This window comes from Actinoplanes teichomyceticus ATCC 31121 (genome assembly GCF_003711105.1).
Classification (GTDB): Bacteria; Actinomycetota; Actinomycetes; order Mycobacteriales; family Micromonosporaceae; genus Actinoplanes; species Actinoplanes teichomyceticus.
This window is the reverse complement of sequence record NZ_CP023865.1, coordinates 5,765,138-5,780,345: the sequence shown is the minus strand read 5'-3', so window position 1 is coordinate 5,780,345 and position 15,208 is coordinate 5,765,138. Positions and strand designations below refer to the sequence as shown.

Genomic DNA, 15,208 nt, shown 5'->3' with positions numbered 1-15,208 from the left:
CACGCCACGAGGACATCGACGGAAACTCCTGCGCCGTAGGCCGGCGCCGCACTCGTGGGGCGGCGGGGCGGCGAGCTGCCGTGCTCGTAGCGCGGTCGGCGACCTTCACGGCCCGGCGCCGACGGGCCGCGGTCGCGCGCACACGGCCGGAAGGACGGTATCGGGCTTGCCGCTACGGCCGGGAGTTTCGCCGTGCGGGCGCCGGCCACGCGCGCATCGCGACCTGCGCGACGGACTCCAGCTGGGCGCGGGTCGCGCCGTCGCGTGCCTGTTGGGACATGCCCTGCAGCGTCGCCGCGGTGAACATCGCCAACGTCTGCGGATCCGCGTCGGCCGGCAGCGCTCCGGTGTCGATGTCGGTTCGGATGCGGCGTCCGATCTCGCGGACGTTGGCGTTGCGCTGCCGGCGGAGGTCTTCCTCGATGTCGGCCGAGGCCGGACTGCAGTTGATCGCGGCGCTGATGACCAGGCAGCCGCGCGGGTGTCGCGGATCGCTGTACTCGGTGGCGGCCTCGTGCAGCATGCGCTCCACGCCTCGGCGAGCGGTGGGTTCCTCGGCCAGCGCCCGCATGGCGAACGCGCCGTGGGTGCGGCTGTACACCTCGACAACCTCGCGGAACAGCGCTTTCTTGTCACCGAAGGCCGCATAGAGGCTGGGCGCACCGATTCCCATGGCCGCGGTCAGCTCGGCGATCGAGGTGGCCTCGAAACCGTGCTCCCAGAACGCGTGCATGGCCACGGCGACGGCCCGGTCACGGTCGAAGGCGCGGGGTCGTCCGCGTCGTGGTGTCGCAGTGGTCACAGTCCCATTCTATAGCGCCCGTTAAAGAAGTGCCGCTACCTTCTGTAGCGATCACTACAGAAAGGGAGTTCCCGTGAACGGATCGCTCACCGGCAGAACCGCGCTCGTCACCGGTGCCAGTCGTGGCATCGGACGCGCGATCGCCCTTCGGCTCGCCGCCGACGGCGCCCTCGTCGCGGTGCACTACGGCAGCAACGTGACGGCGGCGAAGGAGACGATCGAGCTGATCACCGAGGCCGGCGGTCGCGCCTTCGCGGTCCACGCCGAGTTGGGTCGCCCCGGCGACGCGGCCACGCTGTGGGCCGGCTTCGACGCCGGGCTACGTGACATCGGGGCAGCGCCCGGCCTGGACATCCTCGTCAACAACGCGGCGATCGGACGCTCGAAGGGCATCGACGCCGTCACGCCGGAGGAGTTCGATGCCGTCTTCGCCGTCAACGTCAGAGCGCCGTTCTTCATCGTCCAGCACGGCCTGGACCGCATCCGCGACGGTGGCCGGATCATCAACATCTCCTCGGGCGTCACACGCATCGCCTACCCCGAGACGATCGCGTACTCGATGACCAAGGGGGCGCTCGACACCTTCAGCCTCACCCTCGCCAAGGTGCTCGGGGCCCGGAACATCACCGTCAACTCGGTCTCGCCCGGCATCGTCGACACGGACGTCAACGCCGACTGGCTCCGCGACAACCCCGACGCCTGGGCGCACGCCGCCGCGTATTCGACCTTCAACCGGGTCGGCGAACCCGCGGACATCGCCGACGTCGTCGCGTTCGTTGCTTCAGCCGACGCGCGTTGGGTCAGCGGCCAGAACATCGACGCCACCGGCGGATCGCACCTCTGAGGCGCGGTCGCCCGGCCGGGCCGCGCCGGTGGCGGTCGACGCGGCCATGATGGCGTCTCCCTCGTCTCTCCGGCGCGGGCCCGCCGGGCCGACCCCGCCGCCGAGGCGTATCCCGCTGTCGCGCAGCCGGTCGACGTCGGGATCGGCGCCGAACGCGACGACGACGTGCACGCGCCTGCGAGGGCCCTCCGGTCATGGGCGGCGTTCAGGCCGGGTTGAAACGGGAGTACCCGCCGAACGTCCACCGCCGCGGGAGACCGCCGGACACCTCGACGACACGCTCGACGTCGAAGTCGACGAGCCGCTGGGCGCCCGGCACGGCGGAGGCCCGGCCGGGGTCCCAGTCGACGGTCGCGCGGCCGGTCAGGTGCAGCGTGCGGCCGTTGTCCCAGTCCGGGAACAGCAGTCCGCAGCGCGGCTCGAGCTGGAGGTTGCCCAGCGTCATGTACATCGAGTTGCCGCGGTAGTCCGGCCAGGTCAGCCGGTTGCCGGCGACGGTGACGAAGCCGGGGTTGCCGCCACGGTGCGAGGCGTCGGCGCCGTGGCCGGCCGCGTACGTACCGACGAAGAACGTGTCGGCGTCGGCGATCCAGCGTCGCTGCCCGGCGGTGAGTTCCGTCCCGGCGGCCACCGCGCGGTGTACCGGCGCCTCGTCGTCGCCGAAGGTTCGGGTCTGGATGTACTTCGGGCAGTTCGAGTACACCTGCTCGGTACGGACCAGGAGGCGGTGCCCGTCGCGGCGGGCCCGTCCGTTGACGCGCATCCGTCTGCGGGTGACCGGGTCGATGATCAGCATGCCGAGGTCGTGTTCGATGTCGAACCGGTCGGCGAGCGGGTCTCCGGGACCCGGCACTCGATCGGTGACGACGGTCCGGTCATCGGGTGAGGTGGCGAATCCCGGCGGTCCGGTGAGGACGCTGGCCCAGGGCGCGCCGTCGTCGGCGACGGCCGAGATCACCACCAATCGCTGCCGGCTCAGGAATCGCGCGGCGACCGGTGGGATGACCGGGTCGACGCGGGCCGATCCCCAGTGGTCGACGGTGACGCCGGCACGGCGTTGAACCGTCTGCTCGCCCTGATGCGGCACGGGGTGCTCCTCTCGGGTGGGGCCCGGGCCGGGACGCGGCGGGTGTCCGCGCGGCCCGGGCCGGTGGACTGCGGCGAGCGGCCTAGAAGAAGCCGCAGGTCGGTGCGCCCTGGGTCGGCGCCGGTGCGGTGTCGGCGCCGGTCGGCGCGAAGATCTCCAGACGGATGCCGTCCGGATCGGTGAAGAACACGCCGCCGGAGGAGGCGCCCTCGCCGTGCGGGACGATGCCGTCGTGGAGGATCTCCACGCCCAGGTCCCGCAGCGTGGCCTCGGCCCGCCGCACCGCCTCGATGTCGGGCACCTGGAACGACAGATGGTGCAGACCCGGGCGGTCGACCGGGAACCGGCCGCCGCTCTGCTGCCACAGCGCGACCAGCAGGGCCCCGTCACGGCCGAGGAACGCGAACGCGCGGTCGCCGCCGGTCTGCTCCCCGATCAGGTCGAAGCCGAAGACCCGACGGTAGAAGTCGGTGGAGCGGGCCAGGTCGGTCACGTTCAACCCGACGTGCCCGGTCGTGAGGTGGGGCGAACTCATGCGAACCTCCAGCATTTCTAACGGATGAATCCTTGCGTGTCCGTTAGAACCCTGCCCGGAGTTTCTCACGGTGTCAAGGGCCGGGTATCGTTAGAACGTGAGTGTGGCGAGTCTTCCCGGAGGGGGTGCGCCGCTCCTCGGCGAGCCTGCGCCGATCGAACTGGGCAACACCGTCTACGCCGTGCGAGGCCGGCTCAAGGACGGTCTGCAGACGGTCGAACACCTCGCCGCGTGGCTGCGCGACATGCGTCCACGCCTGGGCGTCACGCTCACCGACGACGACGTGCGGAGCGTGACCGACCACGAGCTACGCCTGGCCCGGGAGCTGCGCGACGCCATCCGGGCCCTCGGCGCCACCGCGGTGGCCGGGCGCCCACCGGACCCGGAGGCCGTGGCGACCCTCAACCGGCACGCCGGCCGGACACCGCGATGGCGCGAGTTGCGTACTCTTCCGGAACCGCACGTGACGCAGTGCTCGGCCGGTCGGCCGGTCGCGGCCGCGCTCTCCGCCCTCGCGGAGGAAGCCGTCGATTTCTTCGGCGGCCGGCCGCGCGACGACGTGCGGGCCTGCCCGGGTCCCGGATGCGTGCTCTACTTCGTCCGCGAAGGGTCACGGCGGGAGTTCTGCTCCGCCGGGTGCTCCAACCGCGCCCGGGCCGCCCGGCACTACGCCAGGTCCAAGGGGACGGGCGACCCCGACGGGGGCTGCGATCAGCCGCGACCGGCTCGGTAGCACGCCGGGAGCGGCTCGTCGATCGAAGGTGCCGCACGGCGGTCGGCGCCGGCCATGCGACCGGTGGCGGTGCGGCGGCCGCCGGTGCGATCGCGGTGTCTCTGGGCCCGGCAGGCGGCCGCGGCGAGCTTCTCTGCCGGCTCGTGCCGGTAGGGAGTGCGGGGGACACGGCGCGCGGAACGGCGACGCGGCGCCTCCGCGGACGGACGGGCGGAGGGACGCTCACCTGGGGTGGGCGGCCCTCGCCCGGCCGCGGCCCTCGGGCGATCCGCGCTGGATCCCGGGAGCCGGCCGCCGCGGACGGTCAGGAATCCACGGCGTTGAGGATCCGGATGTCGCGTTCCGCGCCGTCGCCCAGCTCGGCGAGCGCCTCCTGGTAGGCCGGGCTGTGGTATGCCGCCACCGCGGCATCGACGCTGTCGAAGCGGATGACGGTGGTGCGAAGGCCGGAGGATCCCTCCAGGACGTGCACGGGGTTACCGCGGGCGAGGAACACTCCGCCGGCCGCCCGCATCGCCGGGCCGGCCAGATCGATGTAGCGCGCGAGCTTCGTTTCGTCGTGGATGGCGGTGAACGTGTTGATCCAATAGGCTCCCACGGCACCCATGATGCCCTATCCGGCGCCGAGCCGAGGATCGTGCCGGCCGGCGATACGCCGACCGCCGATCATCGATGACCGGCCGGATCCGGTCGTCGCGAGTCCCGGCGTGCCGGGCCGGACAAGCGGCCGGCACCCTGGTTCGCCGGCCGCACCAGCCGGGCGCCGGGAGCCTGGGCGCCGTCGCGATCCGCGCGCGGCCGGCGGACGGCGGTCGTCGTCGAGGCGCTCCGACGAATGTCCGGCTCAGGTACGGGCCGGGGACTGCTGGTCCTCGGCGCTGTCCAGGGTCCGGTCGTGGCGCAGCGACGACCCGGCGGTCTCCCGGGCCAGCAGCACCGCGACCACGGTGAGCACCGACGCCACGGTCATGTAGACGGCCACCGCCGTGGTGTTCGGCCGGCTCACGTCGCCGAGCAGTTTCAGCGCGACGATCGGGGCCAGCGCCCCGGCCATGATCGAGGCGAGCTGATATCCCACCGAGGCGCCGGTGTACCGCACCGAGGTGCCGAACAGCTCGGAGAAGAACGCGGCCTGCGGGGCGTACATGAGCGCGTGCAGGATCAGGCCGACGACCACGGCGAGGATGATCTTCGGCTCGGAGCGGCTGCCGACCAGGCCGAAGAACACGTACGACCAGAGGGCGAGGCCGATCGCGCCGGTCAGGTAGAGCGGGCGGCGGCCGACCCGGTCGGAGAGCGCGCCGACGGCGGGGACGACGACGAACTGGACGGCGGAGCCGATCAGCAGCGCGGTGAGGATCATGCCGCGGTCCGCGGAGGTGCCGGCGAACGTCGTCAGGTAGGTGATCGAGATGACCGTGACCAGGTAGTACCCGATGTTCTCGGCGAGCCGCATGCCCATCGCCAGCAGGATCTCGCGCGGGTAGCGGCGGATCACCTCGAGCAGTGGCTGGTGACCGCGGCCGCCGTCGCGGGCGTCGCGTTCGGCGCGGGCCTGCCGGAACACCGGCGACTCCTCGATGGACAGGCGCACCCAGAGGCCGACGAGCACGAGGACGGCGCTGAGCAGGAACGGGACCCGCCAGCCCCACGCCTCGAAGGTCTCGTCCGGCTGCACCAGCGCGAGCAGCCACAGCACGCCGGTCGCGAGCAGGTTGCCGAGCGCGACACCGGCCTGTGGCCAGGAGGACCAGAAGCCGCGCCGGGCGTCGTCGCCGTGCTCGGCGGCCATCAGCACGGCCCCGCCCCACTCGCCGCCGACCGCGAAGCCCTGCAGCAGGCGGCACACCAGCAGCAGCACCGGTGCGGCCAGGCCGATCGTCGCGTACGTCGGCAGGAGGCCGATCGCCACGGTGGCCAGGCCCATCACCAGGAGCGAGACGACCAGCATCCGCTTGCGGCCGACCCGGTCACCGAAATGCCCGAAGATCACCCCGCCGAGCGGGCGGGCGACGAAGCCGAGCGCATAGGTGCCGAACGCCAGCAGGGTGCCGGTCACCGGATCGGACGAGGGGAAGAACAGGGTGCCGAAGATCAGGGCGGCCGCGGAGCCGTAGAGGAAGAAGTCGTACCACTCCACGGCGGTGCCGACCAGGGATGCCAGAACGACCTTGACGATGGGGGTACGGGACATGGGCGCGGTCCTCTCGGTGGGCGACAGTACCGGCACGCTATGCGTGGCGCGGCCGTCAGCACATGGAGCCGGGACACACAACGGTGATCGATGTCATGTCGGTCAGCCACGCAGCCGGTGCAAGCGCAGGGCCAGCTGAAGGTCGAGCATCCGGGCCGGCGCCTGCCAGTCGTCGCCGAGCAGGTGGGCGACCCGTTCCAGACGCTGGGTGACGGTGTTGACGTGCACGTGCAGCGCCTCGGCGGCCTTCGCGTGCCCGCCGCCGGCCTCGAACCAGGCCTCCAGGGTGCGGACCAGGGCGGTGCCCCGGCGCGTGTCGTAGTCGATCACCGGCCCGGCGACGGCGTGCACGAAACCGGCCACGTCGCGTCGCTCGCTCAGCAGCAGCCCGACGTAGCCGAGTTCATCCGTACCACCGCCGGTGCCGGAGCGGCCCAGGGCGACCAGCGCGCTGAGGCACCGGTCGGCCTCGCGGTAGGCGGAGGCGACAGCCTGCGCTCCCCGGGCCGGGCCGGCGCCGCCCGCGGTGACCGGCCGGCCGAGCGTGCGCCCCAGATCCCGGGCGACCAGCCGGGCCACCGCGCCCGGGTCCTCGCCCGGCAGCAGCAGCACCACCCGGCCGTCCCGGGCGATCGCCAGGCCGCGCCGGCCGGCCGCGAACGTCCGCGCCCAGGACACCGCGCGCTGGCCCAGACCATCGCCGGCGTCGTTGCCGGCGGCGACGACGACGAACGGCGCGTCCATGTCGAGTCCCAACCGCCCGGCCCGGACCCGCACCGCCTGGGTGTCGCGCACCGGCCGGCTGATCAGGTCGTCGAGCAGGTCACCGCGGACCTGCGCCTCGGCGTCGGCCACGGTGCGCCGGAAGAGCAGCAGCAGCGCGGTGACCTGGGCGGCGCGTTCCAGGATGCGCTCGTCGACGTCGGTGAGCGGCTGCGCCGGGCGCAGCACCAGCGCGCCGAGATCGTCCGCGCCGGCCACCACCGCGGTGATCACCAGGTCGCCGCGCCGGACGCTGCCGCCCTTGCCGCGCGATGCCGCCACGGCCTCCTCGATCAGGGCGGCGTCGGGTTCCGGGAGGCCGGCGGAGAGGTCCGGGCCGGCGGCGGTGGCCACCGTACGGCCGTGCGCGTCGATCACCAGCAGGGCGCCGTGCAGTACGTCCACCAGGTCGGCGGCGACGTCGTCGACCTGTCCGCCGCGCAGCACGACCGCGGTCATCCGGTCGTGGGCGGCGGCCGCCCGTTCCACCGACTCGCTGTGCGCGCGGATCACGGTGTTGGCGGCGGACAGTTCGGCGAGGGCGGTCTGGGTCTCGCTGAGCAGGCGCGCGGTGTCGAGGGCGACGGCCGCGTGTGCGGCGAGCGATTGCAGCAGGGCCACCTCGTCGCGGGCGAACGGCCGTTCGGTGCGGTCGGCGGCGAACAGCACGCCGATCACGGTGGATCCCAGCCGCATCGGCACGCCGAGGATCGCCACCAGCCCCTCGTCCCTGACCCCCACGTCGATCGAGGTCACGTGCTCGAACCGGGCGTCGGACGGGTAGTTCGCGGTGGCGTACGGCGTGCCGGTGAGCGCGACCAGCCCGCCCAGCCCGGCGCCCGGCGGCAGTCGCAGCCGCTGGAAGCTGGCCGCGACCGACCCGTCGGTGATCCGCATGTAGGTGTCGCCGCGGTCGGCGTCGTTGAGCGTCATGTACGACACGTCGACATTGAGCAGGGTCCGGGCCCGGTGCACGATGGCCCGCAGCACCGCGTCCACGTCCCGCAGCCCGGCCAGGTCGCCGGCGGTGTCGTAGAGAGCGGACAGCTCCTCCTCGCGGCGGCGGCGCCGCTCCAGCAGCGCCCGCACCCGCAGAGCGAGCAGTTTGGCCTGCTCGAGGTCGGCGAGCGCGGCACCGGACAGGCCGGCTGAGCGGGCGTCGACCAGTGGCCGCTCGAACTCCACGAGGGCGGCCTCACGCGCCAGCAGTTCGAGGAACTCCTGTTCGTGCCGCATCGCCCTCCCGCCCCGGCTCCCGGCGCCATTCTGAACACTGTCGCCGGATCCGGCAATCGACACGGTCCGTCGGCGACGACGGGTCGGCTCGGACCCGCGGCGTGCCGCGCGTCGATCCGGTCGGCGCCGGTCATCGGATCAGTGCGCCGTCCAGCCGCCGTCGATCACGATCGACGATCCGGTGATCAGCGAGGCCGGTGGACTGCACAGGTACGCCACGATCTCGGCCACCTGCTCCGGCTCGATCAGCTGACGGATCGCCGCCCGGTCGAGCAGGATCCTGTCGACCACCTCGGCCCGGTCGATGCCGTTGACCGCGGCCTGGTCGTCGATCTGCCGCTCGACCAGGGGGGTACGGACGAAGGCCGGGTTGACGCAGTTGGAGGTCACCCCGTGCTTGGCGCCCTCCAGCGCGGTCACCTTGGACAGCCCCTCCAGGGCGTGCTTGGCGGTCACGTAGGCCGCCTTGTACGGCGAGGCGACCAACCCGTGCACCGAGGAGATGTTCACGATCCGGCCCCAGCCGCGCTGGTACATGTGTGGCAGCACCGCCTTGATCAGCCGGAACGGCGCCTCCACCATGACCCGTTGGAGCAGCGCGAACTTGTCGGCCGGGAAGTCCGGCAGCGGCGCCACCACCTGCAGCCCGGCGTTGTTGACCAGCACGTCGGCGGCCGTGAACGCGTCCAGGGTGTCGAGGTCGGACAGGTCGGCGGTCACCGCCCGGCCGCCGATCGCGGCCGCCACCCGCGTCACCGACCGCTCGTCGATGTCCAGCACCACCACCTCGGCGCCGGCCGCGGCCAGCCGCTCGGCGCAGGCCCGGCCGATGCCGCTGCCGGCGCCGGTGACCAGCGCGGTACGCCCCGTCAGGTCCAGATCGACCACTCGTGCCGTCGTCATGGCGCCGACCGTACGGACCTCCCGGCGGCCATCGGTATGTGGCCGATCCACAGAAGTAGCGGCCGACCTGTGTGGCCGATCGCGCAACCGCCGTCGCCCCGGCAGGGTGCGGAAGCTCTCGGTGCCGCTTGCCGGGAGTGCCCGCACACCCGCTCCGGTCGACGGTCCAGCTCATCCCCAGGGGTGCGCCGCGTGGAAGCGCTCGCGGTAGCTGGCCGGCGGGATGCCCAGCACGCGCTGGAAGGCCCGGCGCATGGTCTCCGCGGTGCCGAAGCCGCAGCGGCGGGCGACGGTGTCGGTGGTGTCGTCGGTGTTCTCCAGCAGGGTCTGGGCGGCGCGGACCCGTACCTGCTCCACGTACCGGGCCGGGGTGATGCCGACGTCCTGGCTGAAACCGGCGCAGGTAGACCAGGAACTGCTCGCTGATCCGGCGGGCGCCGGGACGTGAGCAGGCGGCTGCGCCACCCGGTCGAGGTGCGGCGTGGCGCCGCCGCTGATCCGTTCCTGACGTGGGCGGCCCAGGGTCTGCCGCCGGGCGTACGGATGCACCCGGGTGGCCGGTGTCCGCGGCGCAGGCGTCCCTGAGCCGCGCGGCGACACCCGACCCGCCGTTGGTACCCCTAGGGGGTATGGGTAGTCTGTAGGTGCCGGCGGCGACCAGCGCTGCCGTCCGAATCAATGAAGGAGACCGTCATGACGACGCAGACTTACACCGTGACCGGCATGACCTGCTCGCACTGCGTCAACTCGGTCGGCACCGAAGTCGGCAGGATCCCCGGTGTGACCGACGTCCAGGTCGATCTGGCCTCCGGCACGGTCACCGTCACCAGCGACCAGCCCGTCGACACCGCCGCGGTGGCCGCGGCCGTCGACGAGGCCGGATACGAACTCGCGAGGTAGTCATGAACACCGCCATCAAACTGGGCGGCTTCGGGATCGGGCTGGCGGCCGTGTTCGCGGCCGCCCTCGGTCTCGGCAACGCCACCGCGGCGCCCAGGCCCGCGACCACGACCCCGGCCGCGCACGACGGCCACGCCGGCAGCCCGGCCCCGGACCCGGCCGCCGTGGCCGTGGCCCTGCCCGCCGGGCTGCAGGTCACCCAGGACGGCTACCGGCTCACCCCGCTGAGCCGCGAGCTGCCGCCCGGCGCCGCGCAGCCGTTCCGGTTCCAGATCACCGGGCCGGACGGCAAGCCCGTCACCCGCTACACCACCAGCCACGACAAGGACCTGCACCTGATCGTGGTCCGCCGGGACCTGTCCGGCTTCCAGCACGTCCACCCGCACCTCGGCGCCGACGGCACCTGGTCGATCCCGCTGGCCGTGCCCGCCGCCGGGCAGTACCGGGTCTTCGCCGATTTCCAGCCCGCCGGGCGCCCCGACGGCCTCACCCTCGGCGCGGACGTGCCCGCACCCGGCGACTACCGACCGACCCCGCTGCCCGGGCCCGCGCGGACCGCGACCGTGGACGGCTACACCGTCACCCTCGCCGGTGACCTCACCGCGGGTGGCTCGTCGACACTGACCCTGTCGGTGAGCAGGGCCGGCCGGCCGGTCACCGACCTGCAGCCCTACCTCGGCGCCTACGGCCACCTGGTGGCGCTGCGCGACGGTGACCTGGCCTACCTGCACGTACACCCCGACGGCACGCCCGGCGACGGCCGCACCGCGGCGGGTCCGGACGTCGTGTTCCACGCCGAGGTGCCCAGCGCCGGGACGTACCGGCTGTACCTGGACTTCCAGCACGCCGGCAAGGTCCGCACCGCCGAGTTCACCGTTGCCACCGGCGGTGTGGCGCCGGCCGCCCCGCAGCCGTCGCCCGCGCACGGCGCCGACGGTCACACCCACAACTAGGAGAGCACCCATGGCAACCGTCACCGGGCCGCTGCCCGTGGCCCCGCACCGGATCGAGCTGGCGATCGGTGGTATGACCTGTGCCTCCTGCGCCGCGCGGATCGAGAAGAAGCTCAACCGCATGGAGGGGGTGACCGCGACGGTCAATTACGCCACGGAGAAGGCGAGCGTCGCGTACGCCGAGGGGGTCACCACCGATGATCTGATCGCCACTGTCGAGCGGACGGGTTATACCGCCACGTTGCCGCCGCCACCGCGGCCGGCCGGGGAGGACGCGGCGGAGCGGGCGCAGCCGGTCGACGAGCTGCGGGCCCTGCGGACCCGGTTGTCGGCCGCCATCGCGCTGAGCGTGCCCGTGGTGGTGTTGGCGATGGTCCCGGCCTGGCAGTTCACCTACTGGCAGTGGTTGTCGTTGACGTTGGCCGCGCCGGTGGTGGTGTGGGGTGGGTGGCCGTTCCACCGGGCCGCGTGGACGAATCTGCGGCACGGGGCCGCCACGATGGACACCCTCATCTCGGTCGGCACGATCGCCGCGTTCGGGTGGTCGTTGTGGGCGTTGTTCCTCGGCACCGCCGGTGAGCCGGGTATGACGCACCCGTTCAGCCTGGACATCGGCGTCACCGACGGCGCCGGCACGATCTACCTGGAGGCGGCTGCCGGCGTCACCACGTTCATCCTCGCCGGCCGCTATTTCGAGGCGCGTTCCAAGCGCCGGGCCGGTGCCGCCCTGCGGGCTCTGCTGGAGCTGGGCGCCAAGGACGTCGCCGTGCTGCGCGACGGCGCCGAGCGGCGTGTCCCGGTGGACGAGCTGGTCGTCGGCGACCGGTTCGTGGTCCGGCCGGGGGAGAAGGTCGCCACGGACGGGGTGATCGAGGAGGGTACGTCGGCGGTCGATGCCAGCATGTTGACCGGTGAGTCGGTGCCGGTCGAGGTCGAGCCGGGCGACACGGTCGCCGGGGCGACGGTCAACGCCGGCGGCCGCTTGGTGGTGCGGGCCACCCGGGTCGGCGCCGACACCCAGCTGGCACAGATGGCGAAGCTGGTCGAACAGGCGCAGGCGGGCAAGGCGGCGGTGCAGCGGCTGGCCGATCGGGTGTCCGCGGTGTTCGTGCCGATCGTGATCGCCCTGTCGGTCGGCACGCTGGGCTGGTGGGTCGGCGCCGGCAGTGGCTGGACCGCCGCGTTCACCGCGGCGGTGGCCGTGCTGATCATCGCCTGCCCGTGCGCGCTCGGCCTGGCCACCCCGACCGCGTTGCTGGTCGGCACCGGCCGTGGCGCCCAGCTCGGCATTCTGATCAAGGGTCCGGAGATGCTCGAGTCGACCCGGGGTGTGGACACCGTGGTGCTGGACAAGACCGGCACGGTCACCACCGGGCGGATGACCCTGGTCGACGTGGTCGCCGCCCCGGGGGTGGACCGGGATGAGTTGCTGCGTCTGGCCGGGGCGGTGGAGGCCGCGTCCGAGCACCCGATCGCTCAGGCGGTGGCCCGGGCCGCCGCCGGCGGCGGGGCGGTGCTGCCGCGGGTCGACGGTTTCGTCAACGCCGAGGGACGCGGGGTCAGCGGCACGGTGGACGGCCGCCTGGTGCATGTGGGCCGGCCGGCGTTGCTGGCTCAGGCCGGGCTGGCCGTGCCGGTGGAGGTGGAGCAGGCGGTCGCCGCGGCGCACGCGGCCGGGCGGACCGCGGTGGTCGCCGGTTGGGACGGCCGGGCCCGGGGGGTGCTCGCGGTCGCCGACGTCGTCAAGCCGACCAGCCGGGAGGCTGTCGCCCAGCTGCGCGCTCTCGGGCTGACGCCGGTGCTGCTGACCGGCGACAACGAGACCGTGGCGCGGGCGGTGGCGGCCGAGGTCGGCATCGATCAGGTGGTCGCCGAGGTGCTGCCGGCGGACAAGGTGGATGTCGTCAAGGGGCTGCAGGCGCGGGGGCGGGTGGTGGCGATGGTCGGCGACGGCGTGAACGACGCCGCCGCGCTGGCCCAGGCCGATCTGGGCCTGGCCATGGGCACCGGCACCGATGCCGCCATCGAGGCGTCGGATCTGACCCTGGTCCGCGGCGACCTGATGGCCGCGGCCGACGCGATCCGGTTGTCACGCCGTACGCTGCGGATCATCAAGAGCAACCTGTTCTGGGCGTTCGCCTACAACGTGGCCGCCCTCCCGCTGGCCGCGGCCGGGCTGCTCAACCCGATGATCGCCGGCGCCGCGATGGCGTTCAGCTCGGTGTTCGTCGTCGCCAACAGCCTGCGACTGCGCCGCTTCACCGGTATCGCCCACCAGCCCTGACCGTAGGACGGCGCCGCCTCGGCCCGGCGACACGGCCGGGCCGAGGCGGCGCCGTGCGCGCTACCCTGCTTCGGCAGGACAGAGCGCCGGCTCAGCGGGACGGTCACGGCGGTGACCCGAGCCCCGGACGGCCGGCGCGACGGCGGGATGGCCGCCCGTCACCTGGCCTCCGAAGGTCTCCAGGAAGAAACGCCAACGACCTGGCCACCGCTTCGCTCGCCGGTCGGGCGGAAGCCCAACGTGAGATAGAACCCTTCCGGGCCGCCCTCGCGGGGTTCCCACGTGACGTAGGCCCGGGTGCCGCCGCGGGCGCGGATCTCGTCGCAGACAGCTCGGACAGCGAATCGACCGTAGCCCCTTCCCTGCGCGTCGGCCGCGATGTTCAGCCGCCAGACACCGGACCGCCGATCATCGGGATCACGGTCCGGATTCCACGGGATGTCCAGGAAGGCCATGACGAAGCCGACCAGGCGATCGTCGTCGTAGATCAGTCTCGGCCACGCGTAGTCGGCGAACACGTATGCCACAGCCAGCGATTTGACCACCGGATCGACCAGGTCCTCTTGGTCGGGACGCACCGACAACGCCAAGGCCGCCTCGTAGTTTCCGGGAGTGATCTTCTCCAGCCGCATGAGACGCACCCTAACCGGACCGCCGGAAGGGTTCTCACGCCCGCATAGTGAAGATCACGCTGCGCCCAGCGGGACCCACCTGGGCGACTCGACGGAACGCATCGGGTGACGCCGCAAGCAGACGGCCTGCCGTCCGGCTGGGGCGGTCCGATCAGCGTGCGGCGCAGGTGACCGTGGCGCCGCTGCCGTTCCCGGTGCCCTGGAACCCGAACGTGGTGCTCTGGCCGGCGGTCAACCGCCCGTTGTAGCTCTGGTTGGTGACCGTGGCGGCGTCGCCGGGGACGGCGTTCCACAGCGAGGTGATCGTGGCTCCGCTGGGCAGGCCCAGGGCGACCTGCCAGCCGGTGAGCGCGGTGGACCCGGCGGTGACGGTCACGTTGGCGACGAAGCCCCCGGGCCACTGGTCCTGCACCGCGTAGACCGCGGAGCAGGCCGGGTTTGCCCCGCCGGACGGTGAGCTGGACGGCGTGACCGGCGGTGTGACCGGCGTACCGTCGTCGAGCGTCAGGTTCTTCTGCTGTACCTGCCACTGGCTGCGGCACAGACCGCAGGCCGCGCCGACGAAGTTGGCGCCGGCGGTGGTGTCGCCCTTGAGCCGCCAGGTGAGGTAGAGCACCGCCACGCGGCCGAACTCGCCGCCGTTGGGCTGGTCGTAGGTGCCGCCGTGCCCGACGTTCAGGTTGCCCATGAAGGCGGGCAGTCCGGCCGGGAGTTTGCCCCAGTCGTCGACGGCGTTCGGGTAGGCGATGTCGCTGGGACCGCCGATGAAGTACGCGATCGGCTTGGTCAGTCTCCTGAGCTGGTAGTCGTCGGCGTCGTTGAGCAGTCCGCTGCTGAAGATGGTGGTCGTGGTGACCCGTGCGTCGTGGGAGACGGCATAGGCTTCCAGGCCTCCGCAGGACCAGCCGCCGACGGCGATCTTGGTGGTGTCGAGCCTGCCGTAATACTTGCTGCCCGGCCGGGAGTTCTCCGCGACCGCCCAGTCGATGGACCGGGTGAGCATCGGCGACGTCGTCGAGCCGGACCCGTTCGGAGCTCCGCTGGCGATCGCGAGGAAGCCGTGCGAGGAGATCTCCCGCAGGAAGTTGACCTGTCCGGTGCCGTTGGCCGCGCAGCCACCGTTGCCCCACACGAAGATGGGAAGCCGCTGCGCCGGGAGGGCCTGCGGCCGGTAGATGGTGTGATCGGGCAGCCCGGCCGAGGTTTCGTAATCCGCGGGATACGGACCGGAACCGCCGGTGGCGGCATCGGCCGGTGTCGCGCCGAGCACCACGGCTGCCGCGGTGACCGACACGACGACGGCACTCAGTACCACGCCGATCTTCGCCCTGGTTCGCATTCCG

15 protein-coding genes are annotated in these 15,208 nt (G+C 72.7%); 5 read left to right on the top strand and 10 right to left on the bottom strand.

Annotated features, from left to right (window positions below; translation table 11 throughout):
- Positions 1-172: 172 nt before the first annotated feature.
- Positions 173-733: a TetR/AcrR family transcriptional regulator gene (locus ACTEI_RS25310; RefSeq protein ID WP_122979944.1), complete on the bottom strand. Its 561-nt coding sequence runs from the start codon at positions 731-733 to the stop codon at positions 173-175.
- 142 nt (positions 734-875) lie between these two features.
- Here ACTEI_RS25310 and ACTEI_RS25305 point away from each other — a divergent pair, with 142 nt between their 5' ends.
- Positions 876-1,646 (top strand): SDR family oxidoreductase, encoded by a 771-nt coding sequence (locus ACTEI_RS25305; RefSeq protein WP_122979943.1) that lies wholly within the window; start codon positions 876-878, stop codon positions 1,644-1,646.
- 205 nt (positions 1,647-1,851) lie between these two features.
- Here the strand turns inward: ACTEI_RS25305 and ACTEI_RS25300 are convergent, their stop codons facing one another.
- Both ACTEI_RS25300 and ACTEI_RS25295 read right to left on the bottom strand, forming a co-directional pair.
- On the bottom strand, positions 1,852-2,733 hold the full coding sequence (locus tag ACTEI_RS25300) for a pyridoxamine 5'-phosphate oxidase family protein (RefSeq protein WP_122979942.1): 882 nt from the start codon (positions 2,731-2,733) through the stop codon (positions 1,852-1,854).
- Between the two features lie 82 nt (positions 2,734-2,815).
- Positions 2,816-3,268 (bottom strand): VOC family protein, encoded by a 453-nt coding sequence (locus ACTEI_RS25295; protein ID WP_122982402.1) that lies wholly within the window; start codon positions 3,266-3,268, stop codon positions 2,816-2,818.
- Positions 3,269-3,365: 97 nt separating this feature from the next.
- On the opposite strand from ACTEI_RS25295, the gene ACTEI_RS25290 reads away from it, so the two are divergent.
- Complete coding sequence (locus tag ACTEI_RS25290; protein WP_203723813.1) at positions 3,366-4,001, top strand: CGNR zinc finger domain-containing protein; 636 nt, start codon at positions 3,366-3,368, stop codon at positions 3,999-4,001.
- Between the two features lie 304 nt (positions 4,002-4,305).
- Here ACTEI_RS25290 and ACTEI_RS25285 read toward each other — a convergent pair whose 3' ends face one another.
- The 5 genes from ACTEI_RS25285 to ACTEI_RS25265 form a co-directional block, all read right to left on the bottom strand.
- Positions 4,306-4,599 (bottom strand): DUF1330 domain-containing protein, encoded by a 294-nt coding sequence (locus ACTEI_RS25285; protein WP_239082671.1) that lies wholly within the window; start codon positions 4,597-4,599, stop codon positions 4,306-4,308.
- 246 nt (positions 4,600-4,845) lie between these two features.
- Positions 4,846-6,195, bottom strand: a complete 1,350-nt coding sequence (locus tag ACTEI_RS25280) for an MFS transporter (protein WP_122979939.1) — start codon at positions 6,193-6,195, stop codon at positions 4,846-4,848.
- 102 nt (positions 6,196-6,297) lie between these two features.
- Positions 6,298-8,193 carry a helix-turn-helix domain-containing protein gene (locus ACTEI_RS25275; RefSeq protein WP_122979938.1) on the bottom strand — a complete coding sequence of 632 codons (1,896 nt, stop codon included), beginning with the start codon at positions 8,191-8,193 and terminating at the stop codon, positions 6,298-6,300.
- Between the two features lie 138 nt (positions 8,194-8,331).
- The gene (locus tag ACTEI_RS25270) at positions 8,332-9,096 is read right to left on the bottom strand and encodes a 3-hydroxybutyrate dehydrogenase (protein WP_122979937.1); all 765 of its coding nucleotides are present in this window, start codon (positions 9,094-9,096) and stop codon (positions 8,332-8,334) included.
- Positions 9,097-9,267: 171 nt separating this feature from the next.
- The gene (locus ACTEI_RS25265) at positions 9,268-9,645 is read right to left on the bottom strand and encodes a helix-turn-helix domain-containing protein (RefSeq protein ID WP_203723838.1); all 378 of its coding nucleotides are present in this window, start codon (positions 9,643-9,645) and stop codon (positions 9,268-9,270) included.
- Between the two features lie 144 nt (positions 9,646-9,789).
- On the opposite strand from ACTEI_RS25265, the gene ACTEI_RS25260 reads away from it, so the two are divergent.
- From ACTEI_RS25260 to ACTEI_RS25250, 3 genes are read left to right on the top strand one after another with little or no spacing between them, the layout of a single operon-like run.
- Positions 9,790-9,996, top strand: a complete 207-nt coding sequence (locus ACTEI_RS25260; protein ID WP_122982401.1) for a heavy-metal-associated domain-containing protein — start codon at positions 9,790-9,792, stop codon at positions 9,994-9,996.
- Between the two features lie 2 nt (positions 9,997-9,998).
- Positions 9,999-10,949, top strand: coding sequence for a hypothetical protein (locus tag ACTEI_RS25255; protein ID WP_122979935.1), 951 nt, complete (start codon positions 9,999-10,001; stop codon positions 10,947-10,949).
- Positions 10,950-10,959: 10 nt separating this feature from the next.
- Complete coding sequence (locus tag ACTEI_RS25250; RefSeq protein WP_122979934.1) at positions 10,960-13,233, top strand: heavy metal translocating P-type ATPase; 2,274 nt, start codon at positions 10,960-10,962, stop codon at positions 13,231-13,233.
- A gap of 158 nt (positions 13,234-13,391) precedes the next feature.
- Here the strand turns inward: ACTEI_RS25250 and ACTEI_RS25245 are convergent, their stop codons facing one another.
- Complete coding sequence (locus ACTEI_RS25245) at positions 13,392-13,865, bottom strand: GNAT family N-acetyltransferase (protein ID WP_122979933.1); 474 nt, start codon at positions 13,863-13,865, stop codon at positions 13,392-13,394.
- 151 nt (positions 13,866-14,016) lie between these two features.
- Complete coding sequence (locus ACTEI_RS25240; protein ID WP_122979932.1) at positions 14,017-15,204, bottom strand: cellulose binding domain-containing protein; 1,188 nt, start codon at positions 15,202-15,204, stop codon at positions 14,017-14,019.
- Between the last annotated feature and the right edge of the window lie 4 nt (positions 15,205-15,208).

Excerpts from the sequence above, each read along its gene's own strand:
- ACTEI_RS25310 (WP_122979944.1), bottom strand. The coding sequence starts at position 733 with ATGCACGCGTTCTGGGAGCACGGTTTCGAGGCCACCTCGATCGCCGAG.
- ACTEI_RS25260 (WP_122982401.1), top strand. The coding sequence starts at position 9,790 with ATGACGACGCAGACTTACACCGTGACCGGCATGACCTGCTCGCACTGC.
- ACTEI_RS25255 (WP_122979935.1), top strand. The coding sequence starts at position 9,999 with ATGAACACCGCCATCAAACTGGGCGGCTTCGGGATCGGGCTGGCGGCC.
- ACTEI_RS25295 (WP_122982402.1), bottom strand. The coding sequence starts at position 3,268 with ATGAGTTCGCCCCACCTCACGACCGGGCACGTCGGGTTGAACGTGACC.
- ACTEI_RS25280 (WP_122979939.1), bottom strand. The coding sequence starts at position 6,195 with ATGTCCCGTACCCCCATCGTCAAGGTCGTTCTGGCATCCCTGGTCGGC.
- ACTEI_RS25275 (WP_122979938.1), bottom strand. The coding sequence starts at position 8,193 with ATGCGGCACGAACAGGAGTTCCTCGAACTGCTGGCGCGTGAGGCCGCC.
- ACTEI_RS25270 (WP_122979937.1), bottom strand. The coding sequence starts at position 9,096 with ATGACGACGGCACGAGTGGTCGATCTGGACCTGACGGGGCGTACCGCG.
- ACTEI_RS25245 (WP_122979933.1), bottom strand. The coding sequence starts at position 13,865 with ATGCGGCTGGAGAAGATCACTCCCGGAAACTACGAGGCGGCCTTGGCG.
- ACTEI_RS25240 (WP_122979932.1), bottom strand. The coding sequence starts at position 15,204 with ATGCGAACCAGGGCGAAGATCGGCGTGGTACTGAGTGCCGTCGTCGTG.
- ACTEI_RS25250 (WP_122979934.1), top strand. The coding sequence starts at position 10,960 with ATGGCAACCGTCACCGGGCCGCTGCCCGTGGCCCCGCACCGGATCGAG.